Genomic DNA, 22,387 nt, shown 5'->3' on the forward strand with positions numbered 1-22,387 from the left:
GCCACCATCTGACGTTTGCCCTGATCACGCCGATAGAGTGATGCAGCCCGGATGAGCGACGGTGAGCGACGAATCACAGGCCCCAGAGAACGTTGTGGCTGCAGACGCTGAATCCGAAGCCCCTCAGGAAGCTCCTGAGACGCCCGCTGAGCAGACGCTCGCCGAGGCAAGTGATCCACGCACGCACCGTTTTGAATGCCGCAGTTGCGGCTATGTGTACGACCCCGAGGAAGGGGTGAAGAAGCTGGCGATCCCCACTGGCACTGCCTTTGAAGATCTGGATGCCGCCAGTTTCCGCTGCCCGGTTTGCCGCAGCAGGGTTGGTGCTTTCCGCGACATCGGCCCCCGTTCCAAGGCCAGCGGCTTCGAGGAGAACCTCAACTACGGCCTGGGGGTCAATCGCCTTACCCCCGGGCAGAAGAATGTTCTGATCTTCGGCGGCCTGCTCCTCGGCTTTGCCTTTTTCCTTTCGCTCTATTCCCTGCGCTGATCGCGTTGCCCCGTTGTATTCCGTGCCCGGTATGTCTTCCTTGCTCAAACCCCTGATCCAGCTCGTGCTGGTGGCCTGCATCGGCTTCGGTCTCGGAGGCTGTGTCACCACCCGGGTTCCCATGGCCACGAGCAGTCCCTGGCAAGTGGTGGACCTCAACACAGACGCCAATCCCTTGGATGTGGCGTTCACCAGCGCTGATCATGGCTTTCTGGTGGGCAGCAACCGCTTGATCCTGGAAACCAACGATGGTGGATCCAGCTGGAACGAACGCAGCCTTGATCTCCCCGACGAGGAGAACTTCCGCCTGCTCAGCATCGCTTTTGAGGGAGACGACGGCTGGATTGCCGGGCAGCCTGGCCTGCTAATGCACACCACCGACGGCGGCCAGAACTGGACTCGCTTGTTCCTGGATACCAAACTTCCAGGCGAGCCTTACCTGATCACCGCTCTGGGTCCTGACAGTGCCGAGTTGGCCACCAACGTGGGCGCGGTCTACCGCACCCGCGACGGCGGCGGCAGCTGGGAAGCGAAGGTGAGCGACGCCGCCGGAGCAGTCCGCGATCTGCGCCGTGGTGCCGATGGCAGTTACGTGAGTGTGAGCAGTCTGGGCAATTTCTATGCCACCTGGACGCCTGGCCAAGACGTGTGGCAAGTGCACCAGCGTGTGAGCAGCCAGAGGCTGCAGAGCATTGGCTACCAGCCCGATGGAAACCTCTGGATGGTGGCTCGGGGGGCACAGATCCGTCTCAATGACACTGCTGAGGACTTCGAGAGCTGGAGCAAGCCGATCATCCCCATCACCAACGGTTATGGGTATATGGACATGGCCTGGTCCAAGGACGGTGCCATCTGGGCCGGAGGCGGCAACGGCACCCTGCTGGTGAGCCGTGATGGAGGCGACAGCTGGGAGCGCGATCCCGAAAGTCGGCAAGCACCGACCAATTTCAACCGCTTTGTGTTCAACGACAGCCAGGGGCAGGAGCACGCCTTCCTCCTCGGCGAGCGTGGCTTGATGCTGCACTGGACGGCGGTGAGCTAAGGGCAACGCTTCGTAACCATGGGTAGGTCCCGGCCGCGATGGCCGGAGCCCTACCCCTAGGATCACCGAGCTGATACGCCCGAAGTCATGGCCGCCGGCTCCACCGGGGAACGCCCGTTTTTTGAGATCATCACCAGCATCCGCTACTGGGTGATCCACGCCATCACACTGCCCTCCATCTTCCTGGCGGGATTCCTGTTTGTGTCCACCGGCCTGGCCTACGACGCTTTCGGAACTCCCCGTCCTGACGCCTACTTCCAGGCCACCGAAAGCAAAGCTCCGGTCGTGAGCCAGCGCTACGAGGGCAAGTCCCAACTCGACGACCGTTTGCAATAAAGCTGAACCATGACCCAATCCCCCGCCACCTCCACGCCGCGCAACTATCCGATCTTCACGGTGCGCTGGCTTGCCGTTCACACACTCGGCGTTCCCACCGTGTTTTTCCTGGGCGCGCTGGCCGCCATGCAGTTCATCCGACGCTGATCCCCTTCCTGACATCCCATGGAGCGCAATCCCAACCCCAACAACCTGCCGGTTGAGCTGAACCGCACAAGCCTCTACCTCGGCTTGTTGGTGGTGTTCACCACGGGCATCCTCTTCTCCAGCTACTTCTTCAACTGAGGACTCCAATCATGAGTGGTAAGAAATCAGGTCTTCCTGACGGACGTATTCCCGATCGTCTTCCCGACGGTCGCCCCGCTGTCGCTTGGCGTTCCCGTTGGACCGAAGGCACCCTGCCCCTCTGGCTGGTAGCCACAGCTGGTGGTATGGCTGTGCTGTTCGTGGTGGGACTGTTCTTCTACGGCTCCTACACCGGTGTTGGTTCCGCCTGATCTTGAAGGGCAAACTTTCTGAAGCCGGCTGTAATGCCGGCTTTTTTTATGCTCAGTGCCCGTAAAAGCTGCGGTACCAGTGTGCAAATTGGGCAATTCCCTCTTCAATCGGAGTGCTTGGCTTGAAGCCCACCCAGGACTCCAGAGCTGACGTGTCAGCAGCCGTCGCCACCACATCTCCTGGCTGCATCGGCTGAAAATCCTTGATCGCTTGACGCCCCAAGGCCTGTTCCATCACCTCGATGAAGCGCAACAGTTCTGTTGGTTGGCTGTTGCCGATGTTGAACACCCGGTGGGGCGCCGCCGCCGTTGACGGATCGGGTGCCAAGGCATCGAAGTTGGGGTTGGCGGTGGCGGGCTTGTCGCAGCAGCGCAGCACCCCTTCCACGATGTCGTCGATGTAGGTGAAATCGCGCTGCATCTTGCCGTGGTTGAACACCTTGATCGGCTCGCCCGCCAGGATTGCCTTGGCGAACAACATCGGCGCCATGTCCGGTCGGCCCCAAGGGCCATACACGGTGAAAAAACGCAGACCGGTGGCCGGCAGCCCATACAAATGGCTGTAGGTGTGGGCCATCAATTCATTGGCCTTCTTGCTGGCGGCATACAGGCTCACCGGATGGTTCACCGGCTGCTGCTCATGGAAGGGCAGATTGCGGTTACCGCCGTACACCGAACTGCTGGAGGCGTACACCAGGTTCTCCACCCCGTGATGCCGGCAACCTTCGAGGATGTTGCCGAAGCCCACCAGGTTGCTCTGGATGTAAGCCGCAGGGTTCTCCAGGGAGTAGCGCACCCCTGCCTGGGCAGCCAGATTCACCACCACCCGGGGCTTCTCCCGGGCAAACAGCTCCTGCAGGGCGTCCGCGGCTTCCAGCGCTTGGTGACAGAAGCTCCAGGCGCCAGGGGCCGCCACGGCTTCGATCTGCTGCAGGCGAGCCTGCTTGAGGGAGGGGTCGTAATAGCTGTTGAGACTGTCGATGCCCACCACGCGGTCGCCACGCTGGAGCAGGCGCTGCGCGAGAGCGGCGCCGATAAAACCGGCAGCCCCGGTGATCAGAATGGGCCTGGCATCCGTGGTCATGCGTCACCGTCTCCCACACGCCAGAGCTGCAAACCTGCCGCGTGGATCGCTTCCCGCGACACCACCGAGCGCGCGTCGAACACCCAGGCGGGCTGACGCATGCGCTGGGCCAGATCAGACCAATCGAGCTGCCGGTACTCGTTCCACTCCGTGAGAATCAAAACACCATCAGCCCCGTCCAGGGCATCGGCCACAGATGCGCTCGGCCACCAGGTGCCTTCGCCGCTGAGAGAGGCCCGGGTGGGGCCGGACTCTGCATCCGGGGCTTCACTCGCGATCAAACCCAGATCGCGGGCAATCTGCTCAGACTCCACTTTGGGATCATGGATGGCCAACTGCGCTCCTTCTTCCAGTAGATCCCTGGCGATACGGATCGCCGGCGCTTCGCGGGTGTCGTTGGTGTCGGCCTTAAAGGCAAAGCCAAGAATCGCCAGGCGCTTGCCGGTCACAGTGCCGAACAGCTTTTGCACCACCGTGCGGGCGATGCGGTGCTGTTGCCAACTGTTCAGATTCACCACGGATTCCCAGTAGTCGGCCACCTCGGGCAAGCCGAAATGGCGACAGAGGTACACCAGGTTGAGGATGTCCTTCTGAAAGCAGCTCCCCCCAAAGCCTGGGCCGGCATTCAGGAACTTGGGACCGATACGACTGTCGGTACCGATCGCCCGGGCCACCTCACGCACATCGGCGCCAGTGGCTTCGCAGAGAGCTGCGACGGAGTTAATCGAGCTGATCCGCTGAGCAAGGAACGCATTGGCCGTGAGCTTGGAGAGCTCACTGCTCCACAGATTGGTGCGCAGGATGCGCTCCTGGGGAACCCAATGGCCGTAGACGGACGCCAACGCATCAATCGCTTCCGGATGCTCACCACCGATCAACACGCGGTCGGGTGATTCGAGATCCCGAACTGCGGTGCCTTCGGCCAGGAATTCGGGATTGGACAGCACCGCAAAACTGCGGGGCTCCCCGTGATCGGATTGCTGCGCTGCCGAAAGGATGGCTTTCACGGCCTCGGCGGTGCGCACCGGCAAGGTGCTTTTCTCCACCACGATGGTGTGCCCCTGGGCGGACTTGGCAACCTGGCGAGCGCAGGCCTCAACCCAGCGCAGATCGCTGGCCTGGCCTGCGCCCAGGCCTTTGGTTTTGGTGGGGGTGTTCACGGAAATGAACACCATGTCGGCAGCGGCGATCGCTTCATCCACCGCCGTGGAAAAGCGCAGATTTCGGCTGCGGGCGCGGCCCACCACGGCATCGAGGCCGGGCTCATACACCGGCAGCTTGCTGAGATCCGGGTCATTCCAGGCGTCGATGCGCGCCTGGTTGATGTCCACCACGGTGACTTGAATGTCGGCGCAGCGATCAGCAATCACCGCCATGGTGGGGCCGCCCACATAGCCGGCACCGATGCAGCAGATGGAGCGGATGGGAGCAGCAGGCATCGGTGAGGGCAGTCGGCGCCAAGAATCGCTGAAGGTTATCGCTCTTCCTCACTTTCCAGACTGGATTTTGGGGCGCTGTGCAGGATGGTCACGATTGCAGCTGGATCGGAGAGAGGCAGGCGCTGGTCGCCGCCTTCACGCAAGAGAGGTTTGAGGCACACCACCCCGCTGGCCGCTTCTTCATCACCGATCACGGCGGCCCAGGGAGCGCCGCTGCGATCAGCACGCTTGAACTGCTTGCCGAACGCGGCACCGGAGCCATCCAGCTCCACCGCCACACCGGCCAGGCGCAGGCTGCGGGTGAGACTGAGAGCCACGGCTTCAGCGGCTTCGCCGCGATTGACCACATACACCTCCGGCGGCGCTGACATGGTGAGCTGGGCAGCGGCTCCGGCAGGATCCGCCTTGGCCGCAGCCTCAAGCACCAGCAGCAAGCGCTCCATGCCCAGAGCCCAGCCGATCGCGGGGGTGGCCGGGCCTCCAAGCTGCTCCACCAGGCCGTCGTAGCGGCCACCGCCGCAGACCGTGGCCTGAGCTCCGAGCTGATCGCTGGTGATCTCAAAGGCGGTGTGGCCGTAGTAATCCAGACCCCGCACCAGCCGAGTATTGAGCTTGAAGGGAATCCCCAGCTGATGCAGCAGAGCCTGCACCTGCGCAAAGCGCTGGGCACTTTCGGGGCTCAACGCCTCCAACAAGGTGGGGGCGTCCGCCAACAGAGCCTGGGTGGCCTTGTTCTTGCTGTCGAGGATGCGCAGGGGATTGGTGGTGAGGCGTTGCTGAGAATCAGCATCAAGCTGGTCCCGGCGAGCCTCGAGCCAGGCCACAAGCTCAGCGCGATAGCACTGGCGATCCTCAGGGGTGCCGAGGCTGTTGATTTCCAGCTCCAGGCCCTGCACACCGAGAGCCGCCAGCAGATCCCAGGCAAGAGCGATCGCCTCCACGTCGCTGCGAGCACTGCTGACGCCCAGGCACTCCACACCGATCTGATGGAACTGGCGCTGGCGGCCGGCCTGGGGGCGCTCGTAGCGGAACATCGGTCCGGCATACCAGAGCTTCTGGGCACCCTGGTTCAGAAGACCGTGCTGCATCGCCGCCCGCACCACGGACGCCGTGCCCTCCGGCCGCAGGGTGCAGGAGCGCTCCCCACGATCCAAAAAGCTGTACATCTCTTTGCCCACCACATCGGTGCCCTCACCGATACCGCGGGCGAACAATTCAGTGACCTCCAGCAGAGGCGTGCGGATCTCCTCGACCCCAGCCCGGCGAAAGTGGTCACGGGCGACGGCTTCGACCGCCTGCCAGCGGCGGGTCTGCTCCGGCAGCAGATCGACCATGCCGCGCAGGCTCTGCAGCTGACTCACACAACACCTGAGATCGCAGATCAGTCTGCCCTTCGATGGCCACAGAGTTTGTTTTCTGCCATAAGGTCAATCCATGGCGCAGCTTCTGGTCACTGGGGGTGCCGGATTCATCGGCAGCCACACCTGCGTGGTTCTGCTCGAAGCAGGGCACGACTTAATCGTGCTGGATGATTTCAGCAACAGCTCGCCGATCGCCTTGACGCGCGTGGCAGAGCTGGCTGGGCTGACTTCCTCTGAGCGATCCAGCCAACGCCTCCGACCGGTGCGTGGGGACATCAGAGACGCCCGTTGTCTTGAGCAGGTCTTCAGCGACGCAGCTGCACACTTACGCCCGATTGAGGCCGTCGTGCATTTCGCAGGCCTCAAAGCCGTGGGGGAGTCCGTACAGAACCCTCTGCACTACTGGGATGTGAACGTGGGTGGCACGGTGAGCCTGCTGAAGGCGATGCAGGAGTTCGGATGCCGCACCCTGGTGTTCAGCAGCAGCGCCACCCTCTACGGCTATCCCGAGGCGGTACCGATCAAAGAAGGCGCACCGATCCAACCGATCAATCCCTACGGACACACCAAAGCCGCGGTTGAACGCCTGCTGAATGATCTGGCAGCCAGCGCCCCGGAACAGTGGCGGATCGGCTGCCTGCGTTACTTCAACCCCGTCGGCGCCCATCCCTCCGGTCGCATCGGCGAAGACCCCCTCGGGCGCCCCAACAATCTCTTCCCCTTTGTGAGCCAGGTGGCCGTGGGCCGTCGGCCCGAGATCGCCGTGTTCGGAGGCGACTGGCCCACAACCGATGGCACCTGCATTCGCGATTACATCCACGTGATGGATCTGGCGGAGGGACATCGCGCCGCCTTAGACACCCTGTTGCAGGAGTCCCCCCAGGTGCTCACCCTCAACCTCGGCAGCGGCCATGGAGCCTCGGTGCTGGAGGTCATCCAGGCGTTCGAGACGGCCTGCGGACGGCCCATCCCCCACAGCATCCAGCAACGTCGTGCGGGCGATGCGGCGATCACGGTGGCCGATCCAGCAGCAGCCAAGGAGCGGCTGGGATGGAGCACGCGGCGCAATCTCCACGACATCTGCCGCGACGGCTGGGCCTGGCAGTCAGCCAATCCTTCGGGATACGGGCCGGATCCAGCGAACGCATGAGCAGCCTTGTGCTGGCTGGCGGTGGCCACAGCCACGCCTTGCTGCTGCGCCGCTGGGCGATGCAACCCCACCAGCGCCCTCCCGGCTTGATCACCCTGGTGAGCCGAAGCAGCACAGCGCTTTACTCAGGCATGGTGCCAGGGCTGATTGCCGGTCTGTACGAGCTGGAGTCGGTTGCGATCGATCTGCGTGCCCTGGCGGACCAGGCCGGGGTGGCCCTGGTGGTGGCCGAGATCACTGGCCTGGATCCAGTGGCGCGGCGCCTGCAGCTCAAGCAACGCCCTGATCTCAGCTACGAATGGCTCAGCCTCAACCTCGGGGCCATCACCCGTCAGGCTGCCGGAGCAGAGAGCGCTCTGATGCCGATCAAACCTCTGGAGCCGGCCTTGGCTTACCTCGGCGCTCAGGATCGGCACACCCTGGATGCAAGCGCTGCAGACGCACCTTTCCGCGTTGTCGGCAGTGGACTGGCCGCCGTGGAAACGGTGCTGGCGCTGCGGCAACGCTGGCCCCACCGTGCACTGGAACTGCAGGTGCGCGCCGGGCACCTGCACCCATCGCTGCATGAGGCCTTGCAACGCGCTGGTGTGCATCAGCTCAGCGGCGAGGCCCCATCCAGCGCCAGCACAGGACTGTTGTGCACCGGCAGCAGCGCCCCTCCCTGGCTGGCCTGCAGCGGTCTACCCTGCGATCCCGCCAGCGGCAGGGTGCTCACCGACTCCACGCTGCAGGTGACAGGGCACCCGCAACTGTTCGCTGCCGGCGACTGTGCCGAGATCACGTCAGACCCCAGACCCGCCTCTGGCGTTTGGGCTGTGCGTGCCGCCAGTCCCCTGGCGCGCAATCTGGAGGCGGCAATCCGGGGCCAACGGCTGCAACCCTGGCGCCCCCAGCGCAGAGCCCTGCAGCTGCTCGGCGGCTTCCGCAACGGTCAACCAACGGCCTGGGCCTTGCGCGGCAGCCAGCTGATCGGTCCCCACCCCCTGCTCTGGCGCTGGAAGCGCCGCATCGATGCCCGCTTCATGGCCCTGTTCCGCCGCCCATCGGCCATGCAGAGCAACGCAGCGATGGCCTGTCGGGGCTGCGCAGCCAAACTTCCGGCCGCGCCGCTGGAGCAGGCGCTGCGAGACGCCGGTCTGGCCGGCGATCAAGTGCAGCCCGAGGATGCCGCGCTTCTCCCCATCCAGACTGATGCACCAGACAACGCTTTGATTCAGAGCGTGGATGGGTTCCCGGCCCTGGTCAGCGATCCCTGGCTCAACGGCCGACTCACCGCCCTGCATGCCTGCTCCGATCTCTGGGCCTGCGGCGCACGGGTGCTGGCCGCCCAAACGGTGGTGACCCTCCCCCAGGCGGTGCCTGCAGAGCAGGCCTCCCTCCTGAGTCAGACCCTGGCCGGCATCCGTTCAGCCCTCGACCCCCAAGGCACACCGCTGATCGGCGGCCACACCCTGGAGAGCCGGGAGGGCATGGCCGCAGCTCCCCTGAGCCGATCCCTCCAGGTCAGCCTGAGCGTGACCGGCCAGTGTGCGCACGGGTTCTGGCAGAAAACGACCCTGCAGGCTGGCGATCATCTGCTGATCAGCCGGCCGCTTGGCACCGGCGTACTCTTCGCCGCGGCCATGGCCGGAGCAGCCCGGCCCACAGCCCTCGACACCGCGCTGGAGCAGATGGCCACGAGCCAGCACCCCTTGCTGGATGCGCTTCTCAAGCTCACGCAAGAGCAGCCTGGGGCCATCCACGCCGCCACTGACATCACCGGCTTCGGCTTGCTTGGCCATCTCGGCGAAATGCTGAGCAATCCAAGCCTGCGGGTGACCCTGACAGCGAACGCGATTCCTGCTCTGCCCCAGGCCCTGGAGCTTCTGGAGGCGGGTCACGCCAGCAGCCTGGCCCCTGCAAACCGCAACGCCTGGAGCCTGCTCGACCCAACGAAACAAGGCGAGCCGCCTGTGGCCCTGATCCTCGGCGACACCCCCAGCGTGAGCGCACGGTCTCGCGCGTTGCTGGAGCTGCTCGTGGACCCGCAAACCTGCGGCCCACTGCTGATCAGTGTGGCGCCAGAGGTGAGTCAGCGTCTCGAGAACGATCCAATGCAGCCCTGGCGCCGGATCGGCGTTGTGCATTCAGCAAAGGCGCCATCGCCCTGACGGATCAGCGATCGATGGGCTCGATCGGTGCCAGGCGTGGATCGAGGATTTTGGGGCCCATGCCGGCGAACTTCACCGCGATCGACACCTTTTCGCCACTGCCGAAGGTGTGCGTGACCTCGCCTTCCCCGAAGCTGCTGTGCAGCACCCGGTCACCCACGCTCCAACGCTTGCCTGGAGCCGGGCCGGCCTGACGACGGCGCACCGCGTTGGCAGGGGCGCTGCTGGGTTGGTCTCGATCCACTCGGGTAAGGCGGTCTAACCGTTGTTCCCGACGGATCGCTGCTCCGCCTGAGCGGGGAATCTCCCCCTGCACCAACGCTTCCGGCAACTCAGAGAGAAACACGCTCGGCACCGCCGGTTCGCGCATGCCGCCCCAGAGGCGCCGCTCGCTGGCATGGGAGAGGAACAGACGCTCTTTGGCCCGGGTGATGCCCACATAACAGAGTCGCCGCTCTTCCTCCAGCGAAGCGGGATCGTCGAGGGAGCGATAACTGGGGAACAGCCCCTGCTCCAGGCCCACCAGGCACACCACAGGAAATTCCAGCCCCTTGCTGCTGTGCAGGGTCATCAGGGTGACGCGATCAGCGGCGGTGTCCTTGCTGTCCGCATCGCTGGCCAGAGCTGCGGAGGCCAGAAAACCCTCGAGATCCCCCTCGTCGTTCTCCTCCTGGTACTGCAGTCCTGCGTTCACCAACTCCTGCAGGTTGCGCCGGCGTTCCTCCGCCTCATCGGTGCCTTCAGTGATCAGTTCGCTCACGTAGCCGCTGCGCTCCATCACCTGCTGAATCAGGTCGGAGGGAGTCGTGTTGTGAAGCTGTTCACGCAAGCCGTTGATCAGTTCACAGAACTGCAGCAATCCCTTGGCGGAGCGACCACCGAGGGAGCGCACCGCTTCGGGATCACTCACCACATCCCAGAGGGGAATGCCCAGTTGATTGGCCGCATCGGTGAGCCGCTGAATCGTGGTTTTGCCGATCCCCCGTTTGGGCACATTGATCACCCGCAACAGACTCACGGTGTCGGCCGGGTTGATCAGCAGGCGCAGGTAGCCGAGCACGTCCTTGATTTCACGACGGTCGTAGAAGCGCAGACCACCTACCACCACGTAAGGGATCCGCCAGCGCACCAGGGATTCCTCCAGCGCACGCGACTGGGCATTGGTGCGATAAAGGCAAGCCATGTCCCCCCAGGTGAGTTCGGGGTTGGCCGCCTCCATCATCCGCAGTCGATGCACCACGGCTTCGGCCTCAGCGATCTCATCGTCACAGCGGGTGAGCGAAATCAGCTCCCCCTCGCCGCGGGTTGGACGCAGCACCTTGTCGATGCGCTCGCTGTTGTTGGCGATCAAGGCATTGGCGGCCTCGAGGATGGTGGCTGTGGAGCGATAGTTCTCCTCAAGCTTCACCATGGTGCGGGTGGCCTCGTCGGACTGCTGATCACCAAAGTCGTCCTGAAAGCCCATCAGGATCGTGAAGTCCGCCGCCCGGAAGCTGTAGATGCTCTGATCGGCATCGCCCACCACAAACACCGAACGTCCAGCCCAGTTGTTGTAAACCTGGGGATCCTTGCCATCGGTCACCAGCAGCTTGATCAGCTCGTACTGGGTGCGGTTGGTGTCTTGGTATTCATCCACCAACACGTGGGCGAAGCGTCGGTGCCAGTAACTGCGCACCTGTTCGTTCTGCTGCAGAAGCTGCACGGGCAGCAACAGCAGATCATCGAAATCAAGGGCATTGTTCGCCGCCAGGGCCTTGCGGTAGCGCCGGTACACATCGGCGGTGAGCTTGCCCCGCTGACCCTCGGCATTGGCCTCGAGTTGATCGGGCAGCCACCCCTGATTCTTGGCGTTGCTAATCGCCCAACGGGTTTTTTTGGGTTCGAAGCGCTTGGGGTCAAGCTGAAGCTCCTGGGTCACGATCTCCTTCACCAGGCTCTGGGCATCGGCCTCGTCGTAGATGGAGAACTGCTTGGTCCAGGTCAGACCCTCGCTGTCTTTGAACTTATCGATGTCGTAACGCAGCATCCGCGCGAAGAGGGCGTGGAACGTGCCGATCCACAACTCCTTGGTGACCTCCCGGTAAATCCGTGAACGCAGCTGACGTTGCTCCACCGGCGGCAGGGTGCTCCAAGGTTGGCCGTACTGGCTCTGCGCCAGACGCTGGGCCAAGAGGAGCTCCAAACGCTCCTTCATCTCCCGTGCGGCCTTGTTGGTGAAGGTCACCGCCAGGATCTGGGCGGGATCGGCACCATGCTCACCAATCAGATGGGCAATCCTGTGCGTGAGTGCCCGGGTCTTGCCACTGCCGGCACCGGCCACCACCAGCAAAGGACCCTCATGGTGATCCACCGCCCGGCGCTGGGCGTCGTTGAGTCCGGCAAGAAAGCTCATGGGGCGATGGTACGGGCATTGTCTTTGGGACGTGCCACACCCGGCATCCAGGCCAGAGCCAGGAGGTAACCGGTGATCACCTGCTGCAAGGAGGTTTTCAACAGGGTGGACTCCACCAGAGACGACATCAGGATGAACACAGCACAGGCCAGAGCGAGCCTGCACAGCGGCCCCTGATCCCCGGCCAATCCCTGAAACAGGCGTTGAAACGTGAACCCCAAGGCGATCAGCAGCAGCACCAGGCTCACAAGCCCGTGATCAGCGAGCACCTGCAGAAACACATTGTGCGCGTGGGGAATCCCCGTGGTGTACCCGGGAAGAAACACCTTGCTGGCGCAATACTCCGACACCCGGTCATACCCCTGGCCGGTGAACAGATCAGGGCCCGAGCGCAGGGAGCGCAGCACGAAGCACTGAGCCACGCGGGCACGCCCGGCATCGCTGGGATTCAGGTTCGCCAACGGGCTGGAGGGGGCATACAGCAGCAGGTTGAACACCAGGCTCAGGCTGAGAACGGCAGCCGCCAGGGCCCGGCCATGGCGAGCCACCCACTGGCGACGCTGCCAACACAGTTCAGCCCCGACCACAGCGAGAATCGGAAAGAGCAGCGCAGCCCGCGAGCCCGTGCCAAAGGCCAACACAAAGCTGAGCGCAGCGATCAGCGCCGCCCCACGGGACCACCAGACCCGCATCTCCCAGCGGGACAGCCCGTAACCCACGAGGGCCAGCAGGCCATACAGGTATCCGCTGCGGTTGATGGTGATTTTCTGGATGCGAAGGGCTTCCTGCGGCAGACGATCACGCAGAACAGACCAGGGAATGACATCAAGATTGCCGTTCAGTCGATCGAATTCCACAAACGGAAGCGACACCACAACGGTGCCCAGCACCATCCAGAGAGCCAGGGGCCATTGCGCCGGTGACTGGCGCAGGCCTGCGGCGAACGCCAGCAACACGAGGATGAGATCGGTGGGCGCCGCCACGCTCACCGGATGAATCACAGCGCCCACGCTCACCGCCAGAACACCGAGCAGTACGGCATAGGCCGGTTGCCCCGGCACGTTCCCCAGCAGCTTGAAGCCGCACCAGAGCGCCAGGATCCAGATCATCCCCGCTGGATCACCGCTGCGCTGCCACGCCAGCCCGAGGAGGGAAAGCGGCAGCAACAGATCCAGCCAAGGGGAGGCCAGGCGTTGGGGCAATCCTGTCAATCGTTATCGCTCTTGTGCTTCCAAGCCTGCCAGAGATGAACCACAGCATTCCTGTCGTGGCCGAGAATGCCGACCAACTTGATCCTGCGATCGTGTCCGCACTCACCCGCTGCCTGCAAGAGGAGGCTGCCGCCATCGCGGCGGCAGCGGCACGGCTCCATGCGGACCAAGTGGAGGGAGCGTTGACCCTGCTGGAGCGCTGTGCAGACCGCAAGGCCAAATTGGTGATCACGGGCGTGGGCAAAAGCGGCATCGTGGCCCGCAAGATCGCCGCCACCTTCTCCTCCATCGGCCTGATGGCCCTCTACCTCAACCCCCTCGATGCCCTGCACGGCGATCTCGGGGTGGTGGCGGCCGACGATGTCTGCCTGCTGCTGTCCAACAGTGGCGAAACCGCCGAGCTGCTCGATCTGCTGCCCCACCTCAAACGGCGTGGCACAGCCCGGATCGCATTGGTGGGACGCGCCGATTCCTCCCTCGCCCGCGGCAGCGATGTGGCCCTCGACGCCTCCGTGGATCGGGAGGTCTGCCCCCTGAACCTCGCCCCCACGGCCAGCACCGCCGTGGCCATGGCCATCGGCGATGCCCTGGCCGCGGTGTGGATGGAACGGCGCGGCATCTCGCAGGCAGACTTTGCCTTGAACCACCCAGCTGGTGCCCTCGGCAAGCAGCTCACGATGACCGTGGCCGACCTGATGGTTCCTGTTGCCCAACTGCCATCGATCACTCCTGCCACACCGCTGGCCGAGGTGATCAGCGGCCTCACCCAAGGGGCAATCGGCAGTGGCTGGGTGGAAGATTCCAGCCAACCGGGTCGCCTGCAGGGACTGATCACCGACGGCGATCTGCGCCGAGCCCTGCGTGATCACGGTCCGGAACGCTGGCCGACGCTCACCGCTGGTGAACTGATGACAGCAGACCCGATCACCGTGTCGGCCGACCTTCTGGCGGTGGAAGCGATCCAGCGCATGGAGCACAACCGACGCAAGCCGATCTCCGTACTGCCAGTGGTGGACGAGAAGGATGGGCTGCTCGGCCTGTTGCGTCTGCACGATCTCGTTCAGGCCGGATTGGCCTGATGCGACACCTGCAGCGCGAATGGCGGTGGCGCAAACGGCGCCAACAACTGGCCGACATCCAGCTGTTGGTGCTGGATGTGGATGGAGTGCTCACCGATGGCGGCCTCTGGTTCAGTGCCGACGGGCAGCTGCAGAAACGCTTCGATGTGCGTGATGGCCTTGGCATCCGTTTGCTGCAACAGGCCGGCCTGCAGCTGGCTTTTCTCAGCGGCGGCCAGGGAGGTGCCACGGAAGTGCGGGCCCGCCAACTGGGCATCAGGCACTGCCTGGTGGGGATCAAGGACAAGCCACCCGCCCTGGCCGCACTCCAGCAGGAGCTGGGCATCGCGCCCCGGCAAACGGCCTTTCTCGGCGATGACCTCAACGACCTGGCCGTCAAGGGGCACGTGGGGCTGCTGCTGGCCCCAAGCGACGCCTGCCGCCCTTTGCGGCATCAGGCCGATGCCGTGCTGCAGAACCGTGGCGGGCACGGCGCGGTGAGGGAACTGGCCGAGCGCATCCTGCAGGCGCGAGGTAACTGGGAGATCCTGCGCCGCCAGGGATGGCGAGACCGCAATGACTGAATCATCCCCAGTCCTCGGCCACTTCCTGCTGGGCGTCGGCGCCCAGAAAGCCGGCACCTCATGGCTGCATCAGCAGCTGCAGGCCAGGGGCGATACCGACTTCGGCGTGTTGAAGGAATACCACGTGCACGATGCCCGCACCCTGCCGGCTCTGGCCCGATTCCGGCGCATTGAGATGTCCCTGAGCCGGCCGCGCAGCTGGATCCAGCCGCGCAGCTGGATGCGTCAGCTGTTCATCCGCCAGCCGGGCCTTTACTACGACTATTTCGCCTGGTTGCTGCGCCGCAACGGCGGCAAGGCCAGGCTCACCGGCGACATCACGCCGTCGTATGCCGCCCTCTCGGCTGACACCCTCCAGAGCATTCAGGCCAGCTTCCAGCAACGGGGCATTGCGGTGAAGCCCGTGTTCCTGATGCGGGATCCGATCGAACGGCTGATCTCCAGCCAACGCATGAAGCAGCGCAAACTCGGCCAGCGGGATGCTGCAAGCGAAATCGCCGCCCTGCGCCGGCGGGTGCGTAAGGCTCCCGGACTGCGCAGTGGATACGGCCGCACGCTGCACAATCTCAATGAGAGTTTCGGGCTCGAGCACTGCTATCTCGGCCTCTACGAAACCCTCTTCCAACGCGAGTCCTACGCCGAACTCTGTGGATTCCTGAACCTTCCCTACGCCGAACCGGCCTGGCACCAGCGGGTGAACGTGAGTGCCACCGGCAACGTGATACCTGACGACCTTCTGGCTGCGATGGGCAGCCTGCTGGCCGACGACCTCAGGGCTGTGGAGCAGCTGTTTCCATACGTGGATCTGGAGCGGCACTGGCCGACGGCAAGCCGCTGGTGCCGCTGACCCCAACCGGCGCACAGCGCCGAAGCTGGGCATAGGGCGCTTCCAGATCCACGGCTTCACAGCGGTAACCGGCAGCTTCTGCCTGTTGCTGCAGGCGGTTGAGACGGGGACGGGAAGCACGGGCACTGCCGCTGTCGGCCAGCCAGAGCTGGGAAGGTGCTGGACGGCTGATCAAAGCCCGTTGCAGCGCATCGCCATCGCCCCAGGGAACGGGCGGCGGATCCATCCGCCCGGCCGCCGTCTCCATGCGATCACTGAGATTGAACAAACGGGCCCGTCGCGAGTAGCGATGCGGTTCAGCCTGCAGCTGGCGACTGAGCAACTGGAATTGGTTGGATTCCCGTGCCACCTGCCCGCTCAGGGCAGGATCCAGATCGGCAAAGCTGTGCCACCACCAGCTCAGCAGCAGCAAAACCAGGGCCGAGCCTCCAAGCCATTGGCCGAGCCGATTGAGGGGAAGAGCCGCGGCCCGCAGCGCCAACCAGGGGATCAACGCCGGCAGCAGCACCACGAAATAACGGCTGAAGGCCAGGGGCTTAAAGAACGACACCGCCACCACGGCCAGCACCATCAAGAGCGAAGGGATCAAACCACTGCGGTCGGCCGCAGGCCAGTCGCCCGCTGCGACTCTGCTGGTGGGGTGACATCCCCAGCGCTGAATCGCCGCCAAAACGAGCAGCAATACGACCAACTTGGGCAGCGGCCACAATCCCAACCCCCTCGCCAGGGTGTCTTCCAGCAGGGCGAAATCCGGGGTACCGATCCAGGCCCCCGTGCCACTGCGCAGCAGGTAGGCCGAGGCCACCACGATCCAGAGCAGCGAGGGCACAAGCGCCCCAGCCCCAACCCCGGCCAGAGGCCAGCGCCGCCTGCTGGCGTCCCAGAGGCTCGTCAGCGCGAACAGAAACAGTCCATAGAAATGGGTGCAGGCCGCCAGGGCCACGGCAAGGCCGTAGAGCAGCGGCCGCTGACGCTGGCGCCACCACCAGGCCAACGCCACCAGCAACACCAACAGGGCATAGCCCTTGCCTTCGATTGCAAAGCGCACGGGGTAAGGCGAGCAGAAAGCGAACAAGGCCGCTAGCGCCATCGCCAGGCGCGGGCGGACCGAAGTCAGACGTCCGGCCTGGGCGGTGATCACCAAACCTCCGGCGAGATACGTCACCCAGGAGAACAGGCGCAGCGTGACCGCTGAAGGGGTCAGCAGCTGCCCCCAGATCCAGAGCAACGAGTAATAAAAGGGCGGATGGGTGTCCCGACTGAGCATCTGGAGCAGGGCGGGGTAGCTGGGCTGAAAGCTTTTGCCGGTGGTGTAAAGCTCGTCGGTCCAGAGGCCCGTGGCGTCGATCAACCCGAGCGCTCTGAACGCAAAGGCAGCACACACCAGCAGCACCAGAAGCGGCAGCCAGCGCTTCATCGCAGTCCCTCCAGCACCTGGTCCCGGGAGCGACGCAGGGCCTCCCCCAGCAGCGGTCCGGGTTGGAGGCCCTCGGCGATCAAGTCGTTGGCGCTGACCGCGGCGGTGGCATGCCGCCAGCGCCCCCACCAACGCAGCAACGGACGCCAGCAGAGTGGGGCTTCCACGGCAGCCAGCGCCACCACCGGCGCCGGCCAGTTGGCCTGTTCAAGGCGCGCCGTCCACTCCCGCGCACCCCACTGCCGCCACGGCTGGGGCAACACCTCCTGCTCCAACCACTGCCGCAGCTCTTGCAGCTGCTCCAGCCAGCGCAGTTGCTGGATGGGAATCTGCAGGCGCTGGGCCAGAGCGACGGGTTCCCCAGCCGCGGCGATCAAGGCACTCAGCAACGGCAGTTGCAGGCGGGCGGCCCGCCGCAGTCTGCGGCTGAGCTTGACCTTGCTCTGCAACAACGGATCCAGCAGGGGCAGCGCCGACCAGTGCTGGAGCAAGGCCAGAGCCTGCGGCCAGGGTTCCCGCTCCAGCAGCAGATCAAGCTCCATGCGCAGGCGCGTGCCCAAGGCCGGAGGCACCCGATCGAGAGCATCGCCTTGCCGCCAGGCCCAGGGCCAGCGCTCCAGCGTGGTCTGAAGCTGCTGCAGAGATCCCGAGTCCAGCTCGAATCCAAGCCGGGCGCCGTAACGGGCAGCCCGGATCACACGGGTTGGATCATCGGCAACGCTGGCTGCATGCAGAAGCACCAACTGGCGTGCAGCCAGGTGGGCGAGGCCGCCGTGGGGATCGAGCAGCTGCTGGCTGCCATCAGCCTGCAACACCAACGCCATGGCATTCACCGTGAAGTCCCGGCGCCAGAGATCGTCTTCGAGGGGTCCTGGCTGCACCACAGGGTTCTCCCCAGGAGCGGGATAGCACTCCTGGCGGGCAGCAGCCAGATCGATCAGCACGCCATCCAGCCTCAGCTCCGCCGTGCCGTAGCGCTCATGCAGCTGCAACCACGACACCCGTTCAGTGCCGAGCCGTTGCTGCAAACCAAGGGCCACGGCGGAGCAGGATCCCTCCAGCACCAGATCGAGGTCCGGCAGCCCCTGCCAGGAGGCACCGTGGAGTTGATGCCGGAGGGCATCGCGAACGGCACCTCCCACCAACGCCAAGCGACCGTGGCCCTGAAGCCGCACCTGCTCAGCAAGGGCCGGCGTCAGGTCCGGGGGAATGCCCGGAAGCGCAAGGCGAGGGATCGCGCCCATGGCTAGGTCCGAGCCATGCGGCGCGCCTCCTCCAGCTGCTCCGGTGTATCTACCGACAACGACGTTCCCTCCACGCTGAAGGTGGCGATCGTGTGACCGGCTTCGATCAGGCGCAGCTGCTCCAGGCGCTCAAGATCCTCAAGGGGAGAGGCCGGCAGCTGATCCCATTGAGCCAGCACATCGGCGCGGAAGCCGTACATGCCCACATGGCCCCAGTACGGCGCATGGCGATGCCAGTCAGCGGGATCGACATCGCGAACGTGGGGGATCGCGGAACGGGAGAAATACAACGCCCGGCCGTCGTGGGCCACCAGGGTCTTCACCACAGCCGGGTTGTGGATGGTGTCCGCGCTCAAGCGGTAGATCGGTGTGACCACGGCCGGCACCGGCTCACGCCGCCCGAATTCCTCAACCATCGCCGTGACCACGGCGGGATCGAGAAAGGGCTGGTCTCCCTGCACATTGATCACCGCCGTGCACAACAACCTGTGCGCCCTCTGAACCGAGTCGTATGCATCAGCCTGCTCACCCCAGGCCAGCGCCACCAGCTGGTCGGCCACCGAGGCGATGCGCTCGCTGCCGGAACTGCAAGACTCCGCCGTCATCAGCACCGGGAAGCCCCACCCCTGCGCCAGCTGCTGCAGCCGAGAGCTGTCCGTGCAGAGCACCACGGCTGCAGGCCCAGCGGCCTGGGCGCAGCGTTCCAGCACCCGCTGAATCATCGGCTTACCGCCGATGTCAGCCAACACCTTGTCGGGCAGGCGGGAGGAGGCCAGCCGGGCTGGCACCGCCACCACTGAACGCTGAATCGCCATGGCCATCAGTCCCAGAGCTTCATGGCGTCATCGCGGGCCGCAAACCATTCCGCCGCAAGCGGCCCACCCATCGTGCGCTGCTCCCGGAACCAGGGACCGCCGAGGGTCCAGTGCAGCAGGCGCGGTCCACCCTCCTGGGCCGCCGCCGTTGGTGGCGCCTGCACATCCACCAGATGGTTCCAACCGCCATCCAGAGCGCCAATCTCGTGGTCGCCCTCCAGCCAGTGGAAGCGGTGCAGCTCCAAGCCGCTGGCCGTGTTCACATAATCCACGCTGAGCTTGGTGCAACGGCTGCAGTTGAGCAGCATCAACGAACTCCAGTTTTTCTTGGGGTAAGCGCTTTGCACTTCACCCAGAAATTTCACCGTTTCACCGGGCACGTGCTCGTGCTGCACACACATCGCCCCGTAGCGGTCATCCCGCTGATCCCAGAGCTGCTTGATATCTCCACGGCAGAGCATGTCGCAGTCCATGAACACCGCCCAGCCCTCGTATCCCATCAGATAGGGCACCAGGAAGCGGGTGAAGGAAAAGGCTGTGCTCTGTTTCGGGTCCCGCTGGCGCCGGTACAGCCCCTGCGCCTCCAGCTGGGGGGTCACCAGGGGCGTGATCGCCAGCGGCGATGAGCTGTGCTGGTAGAGGCTGTCGATCAGCACATTGGTGGCAGCCCGCTCGCGCGGGTCGTAACCGATGAAAATCGGAATCGGAGCGAGGGTGGTCACCGGCTGGCCAGATCTGGGCGCAGATTACGGCCCGCTCCAGCATGAGGCCTAGGCTTTCGGCCCTGGAAGCACAACCATGGCAGCGCGGCAGGTCAGTCTTGGATCGATCACCTTCGCCAACGACGCGCCCTTCGTGCTGATCGGCGGCGTGAACGTGCTGGAGTCGCAGCAGTTCGCCCTCGATGCAGCGGCGGTGTACGCCGATGTCTGCCGCCGGCTCTCCATCCCCCTCGTCTTCAAAGCGTCCTTCGACAAGGCCAATCGGTCTTCAATTCATTCCTTCCGTGGCCCCGGGCTGAGCGATGGTCTGGCGATGCTGCAGGCCGTCAAGGACACCCACGGCATCCCCGTAATCACCGACGTGCACACCCCGGAGCAGGCCGCCCCGGCCGCGGAGGTGTGCGACATCATCCAACTGCCCGCCTTTCTGGCCCGCCAGACGGATCTGGTGCAGGCGATGGCAGGAACCGGCGCCGTGATCAACATCAAGAAACCGCAGTTTCTGAGCCCATCTCAGATGGCGAATGTGGTGGAGAAGTTCCGCGAATGCGGCAATGAGCAGCTGCTGATCTGCGAGCGCGGCAGCAACTTCGGCTACGACAACCTGGTGGTGGACATGCTCGGTTTCGGCGTGATGAAGCGCTGCTGCGATGACCTGCCCTTGATCTTTGATGTCACCCACGCGTTGCAGTGCCGTGATCCCGGTGGCGCCGCCTCGGGAGGTCGCCGCAGTCAGGTGCTGGATCTCGCCCGCGCCGGGATGGCCGTAGGCCTGGCAGGCCTGTTCCTCGAGGCCCATCCCGATCCGAGCCAGGCGCGCTGCGATGGACCGAGCGCCCTGCCGCTCCATCAGCTCGAGCCCTTCCTCAGCCAGCTCAAGGCTGTGGACGACCTGGTGAAATCCCTGCCAGCCCTCACCATCCAATGATGCTGGCCGCCAGTCAGCCATGGCTGCTGGCCTACAACCGGATCAGCCACGGGGTGGTGCTGTCGCTGGTGGGCATCACCGTGTTGGCCCTGCTGGTGATCGCGATCCGCGACACGCACCCCCCAACGCGCAGCGAGCCTCCTCTTCAGCGGAGGCTCGTGCAGTGGATGCGCCAGCACCCGCTGGTGAGTGTGCTGTTTGCGGCTTACACCGCAGCGATGGTGCATGGCACGAACTGGTTCTATCCAGAACTGCCCGATCTGATGCAAGGGATCGTGCACAGCCCCTTGATCGACAACTTCCAACTGCAAGAGCGTTTCATCGCCGAAACGATGCAGCGCAACAGCTTCCGGTTTTTCCCCCTCGCCCATCAGGATCTGCACGCCCTCAGCTGGTTCACGCCCTACGTGACGGTGTGGATGCTGGCGAGTGCCGCTGAGCTGATCTCCATCGTGGTGGTGAGTGCAACGATCGTGCAGGAGTTGGCAGGGCCACCACGGCGGCAGGAACTGCTGCTCGTGATGGCCCTGCTGTTTCTGTTCGCCCCAGCAACGGGATGGGGGTTTTTCCAGCTGATCTACTGCGAACGCCTGCTCACGTGTCTGCTGGCCTGGTTCGCCTTCTTTTATCTGCGCTTTCAACGCCATGGCCAGCGACGTGATGGCGCTCTCACCCTGGCCTTGGCCCTGGTGGCCGTGTTCGTGAAAGACATCGCCGTGCTGTTGATCGTGACACCCGCCCTGGTGCGATGGATCACCAAACCCCAGGCCCGGCAGTGGCGCTCGCTGGAGATGGGGCTGATCGCCCTGCTGCCCGTCGTCGCTGTGTCTTACGGCGTTTTAAGCCTGTTGCCCAGCCTGATGGCACAGGCCGGTGCGTTCAGCAGTGACGGGCGCTGGAGCCTCGATGCGGACTGGCGCCTGCTCACGCTTGCAGGCTTCAGTGGGCTGCGGCTGCAGGCGGTGGTGCGGGAGCGCCTGCAGGCCAATCTTCTCGATGGACTCAATCTCGCAGCCCTCATTTACGCCTCGGCGCTCTGGGCGAGTGTGGGCTACCCCTACGCCAGCTTCTGGACCCTGCCCGTGCAGCTGATCACGGTGATGGATCTGGGCATGATCTGGTGCTGGGTGACAGCGCGCCTGCGCCAACATCTGGGAGCGACCGCGGTCAGCGCCGTCGGCCTGAGCGCAAGCCTGCTGATCCTGGGACTGGAGCATCGCGCCTCCGACACCTTTATCAAGCGCGTGTCGCGAATCAAGACCACCCAGTGGCGCTGGCACAAGACCTACAGCGCCATGAAGGCGCTCAGCCGTGCCACCCGGGAGCAGGGGGATGCGGTGAACGTGATTTTCATGCGCTCTTATTTCAACCAGCACACGTTGCAAGGCATCAAGGCAGACCGCCTGATCGAATACCACCGCAAGCGCAAGACCTACACCGTGGTGGACGGCCGCGACCGGGGGCAGATCTACCAACCCAGCCGCGGGGACTACTTGCTGATCATCGACAAACGCCAACGCAGCGACCTCGGGCAGGATGGTGAGGCTTTTGAAGAAATCGCCCGCCATGGCGAGAGCAGGCGCGGCGGACAGATCTTTCGCCATCGCTGAAGAGCGCACA

Annotated in this window: 22 protein-coding genes; 13 read left to right on the plus strand and 9 right to left on the minus strand. The window is 64.5% G+C overall.

Annotated features, from left to right (window positions below):
- Positions 1-61 precede the first annotated feature (61 nt).
- From KQ296_RS02840 to KQ296_RS02865, 6 genes are all read left to right on the plus strand, one after another.
- Positions 62-490, plus strand: a complete 429-nt coding sequence (locus tag KQ296_RS02840; RefSeq protein WP_011932180.1) for a rubredoxin — start codon at positions 62-64, stop codon at positions 488-490.
- A gap of 31 nt (positions 491-521) precedes the next feature.
- Entirely contained in the window at positions 522-1,532 is a 1,011-nt protein-coding gene (locus tag KQ296_RS02845; RefSeq protein WP_041428332.1) for a photosynthesis system II assembly factor Ycf48, read from the plus strand.
- 87 nt (positions 1,533-1,619) lie between these two features.
- Positions 1,620-1,868: a cytochrome b559 subunit alpha gene (gene psbE / locus KQ296_RS02850; RefSeq protein WP_011932178.1), complete on the plus strand. Its 249-nt coding sequence runs from the start codon at positions 1,620-1,622 to the stop codon at positions 1,866-1,868.
- Between the two features lie 9 nt (positions 1,869-1,877).
- Positions 1,878-2,015 carry a cytochrome b559 subunit beta gene (gene psbF, locus KQ296_RS02855; protein WP_011932177.1) on the plus strand — a complete coding sequence of 46 codons (138 nt, stop codon included), beginning with the start codon at positions 1,878-1,880 and terminating at the stop codon, positions 2,013-2,015.
- A gap of 18 nt (positions 2,016-2,033) precedes the next feature.
- Entirely contained in the window at positions 2,034-2,153 is a 120-nt protein-coding gene (locus KQ296_RS02860; protein ID WP_006042407.1) for a photosystem II reaction center protein L, read from the plus strand.
- An 11-nt stretch (positions 2,154-2,164) separates the two neighbouring features.
- Entirely contained in the window at positions 2,165-2,365 is a 201-nt protein-coding gene (locus tag KQ296_RS02865) for a photosystem II reaction center protein J (protein ID WP_011932176.1), read from the plus strand.
- 52 nt (positions 2,366-2,417) lie between these two features.
- Here KQ296_RS02865 and KQ296_RS02870 read toward each other — a convergent pair whose 3' ends face one another.
- The 3 genes from KQ296_RS02870 to hisS are packed head-to-tail and all read right to left on the minus strand — an operon-like array spanning position 2,418 to position 6,249.
- Positions 2,418-3,449, minus strand: coding sequence for an NAD-dependent epimerase (locus tag KQ296_RS02870; RefSeq protein ID WP_011932175.1), 1,032 nt, complete (start codon positions 3,447-3,449; stop codon positions 2,418-2,420).
- A complete protein-coding gene (locus KQ296_RS02875) occupies positions 3,446-4,888 on the minus strand; it encodes a nucleotide sugar dehydrogenase (RefSeq protein WP_011932174.1) in 1,443 nt (480 codons plus the stop codon). The genes KQ296_RS02870 and KQ296_RS02875 overlap by 4 nt, the downstream gene beginning before the upstream one ends.
- A gap of 35 nt (positions 4,889-4,923) precedes the next feature.
- The gene (gene hisS, locus KQ296_RS02880) at positions 4,924-6,249 is read right to left on the minus strand and encodes a histidine--tRNA ligase (protein WP_011932173.1); all 1,326 of its coding nucleotides are present in this window, start codon (positions 6,247-6,249) and stop codon (positions 4,924-4,926) included.
- 73 nt (positions 6,250-6,322) lie between these two features.
- On the opposite strand from hisS, the gene galE reads away from it, so the two are divergent.
- A complete protein-coding gene (gene galE, locus KQ296_RS02885; protein ID WP_011932172.1) occupies positions 6,323-7,399 on the plus strand; it encodes a UDP-glucose 4-epimerase GalE in 1,077 nt (358 codons plus the stop codon).
- Positions 7,396-9,549, plus strand: a complete 2,154-nt coding sequence (gene selD / locus KQ296_RS02890) for a selenide, water dikinase SelD (RefSeq protein ID WP_011932171.1) — start codon at positions 7,396-7,398, stop codon at positions 9,547-9,549. The genes galE and selD overlap by 4 nt, the downstream gene beginning before the upstream one ends.
- 4 nt (positions 9,550-9,553) lie before the next feature.
- Here selD and KQ296_RS02895 read toward each other — a convergent pair whose 3' ends face one another.
- Together KQ296_RS02895 and KQ296_RS02900 are read right to left on the minus strand one after the other, a co-directional pair.
- Complete coding sequence (locus KQ296_RS02895; protein WP_011932170.1) at positions 9,554-11,941, minus strand: UvrD-helicase domain-containing protein; 2,388 nt, start codon at positions 11,939-11,941, stop codon at positions 9,554-9,556.
- Positions 11,938-13,152, minus strand: a complete 1,215-nt coding sequence (locus tag KQ296_RS02900) for an O-antigen ligase (RefSeq protein ID WP_041428331.1) — start codon at positions 13,150-13,152, stop codon at positions 11,938-11,940. Before KQ296_RS02900 ends, KQ296_RS02895 begins: the two co-directional genes overlap by 4 nt.
- 35 nt (positions 13,153-13,187) lie before the next feature.
- On the opposite strand from KQ296_RS02900, the gene KQ296_RS02905 reads away from it, so the two are divergent.
- Genes KQ296_RS02905 through KQ296_RS02915 form a run of 3 tightly spaced genes read left to right on the plus strand, consistent with a single transcriptional unit; the run spans position 13,188 to position 15,641 of the window.
- Entirely contained in the window at positions 13,188-14,231 is a 1,044-nt protein-coding gene (locus KQ296_RS02905; RefSeq protein WP_259726326.1) for an SIS domain-containing protein, read from the plus strand.
- Positions 14,231-14,794 (plus strand): HAD family hydrolase, encoded by a 564-nt coding sequence (locus KQ296_RS02910; protein WP_011932167.1) that lies wholly within the window; start codon positions 14,231-14,233, stop codon positions 14,792-14,794. Before KQ296_RS02905 ends, KQ296_RS02910 begins: the two co-directional genes overlap by 1 nt.
- On the plus strand, positions 14,787-15,641 hold the full coding sequence (locus KQ296_RS02915; RefSeq protein ID WP_011932166.1) for a sulfotransferase family protein: 855 nt from the start codon (positions 14,787-14,789) through the stop codon (positions 15,639-15,641). Before KQ296_RS02910 ends, KQ296_RS02915 begins: the two co-directional genes overlap by 8 nt.
- Here KQ296_RS02915 and KQ296_RS02920 read toward each other — a convergent pair.
- The 4 genes from KQ296_RS02920 to KQ296_RS02935 are packed head-to-tail and all read right to left on the minus strand — an operon-like array spanning position 15,565 to position 19,839.
- Complete coding sequence (locus KQ296_RS02920) at positions 15,565-17,058, minus strand: hypothetical protein (RefSeq protein WP_011932165.1); 1,494 nt, start codon at positions 17,056-17,058, stop codon at positions 15,565-15,567. The two genes, KQ296_RS02915 and KQ296_RS02920, sit on opposite strands and share 77 nt — an antisense overlap.
- Positions 17,055-18,302 (minus strand): CCA tRNA nucleotidyltransferase, encoded by a 1,248-nt coding sequence (locus KQ296_RS02925; protein WP_011932164.1) that lies wholly within the window; start codon positions 18,300-18,302, stop codon positions 17,055-17,057. The genes KQ296_RS02920 and KQ296_RS02925 overlap by 4 nt, the downstream gene beginning before the upstream one ends.
- Before the next feature lie 2 nt (positions 18,303-18,304).
- Positions 18,305-19,117 carry a 3-deoxy-manno-octulosonate cytidylyltransferase gene (gene kdsB / locus KQ296_RS02930; RefSeq protein ID WP_011932163.1) on the minus strand — a complete coding sequence of 271 codons (813 nt, stop codon included), beginning with the start codon at positions 19,115-19,117 and terminating at the stop codon, positions 18,305-18,307.
- Positions 19,118-19,122: 5 nt separating this feature from the next.
- On the minus strand, positions 19,123-19,839 hold the full coding sequence (locus KQ296_RS02935) for a hypothetical protein (protein ID WP_011932162.1): 717 nt from the start codon (positions 19,837-19,839) through the stop codon (positions 19,123-19,125).
- 76 nt (positions 19,840-19,915) lie between these two features.
- On the opposite strand from KQ296_RS02935, the gene kdsA reads away from it, so the two are divergent.
- Complete coding sequence (gene kdsA / locus KQ296_RS02940; RefSeq protein WP_011932161.1) at positions 19,916-20,767, plus strand: 3-deoxy-8-phosphooctulonate synthase; 852 nt, start codon at positions 19,916-19,918, stop codon at positions 20,765-20,767.
- Complete coding sequence (locus tag KQ296_RS02945) at positions 20,767-22,377, plus strand: hypothetical protein (protein WP_011932160.1); 1,611 nt, start codon at positions 20,767-20,769, stop codon at positions 22,375-22,377. Before kdsA ends, KQ296_RS02945 begins: the two co-directional genes overlap by 1 nt.
- Positions 22,378-22,387 lie beyond the last annotated feature (10 nt).

Source organism: Synechococcus sp. CS-197 (assembly GCF_025128215.1).
Lineage (GTDB): Bacteria > Cyanobacteriota > Cyanobacteriia > PCC-6307 > Cyanobiaceae > Synechococcus_C.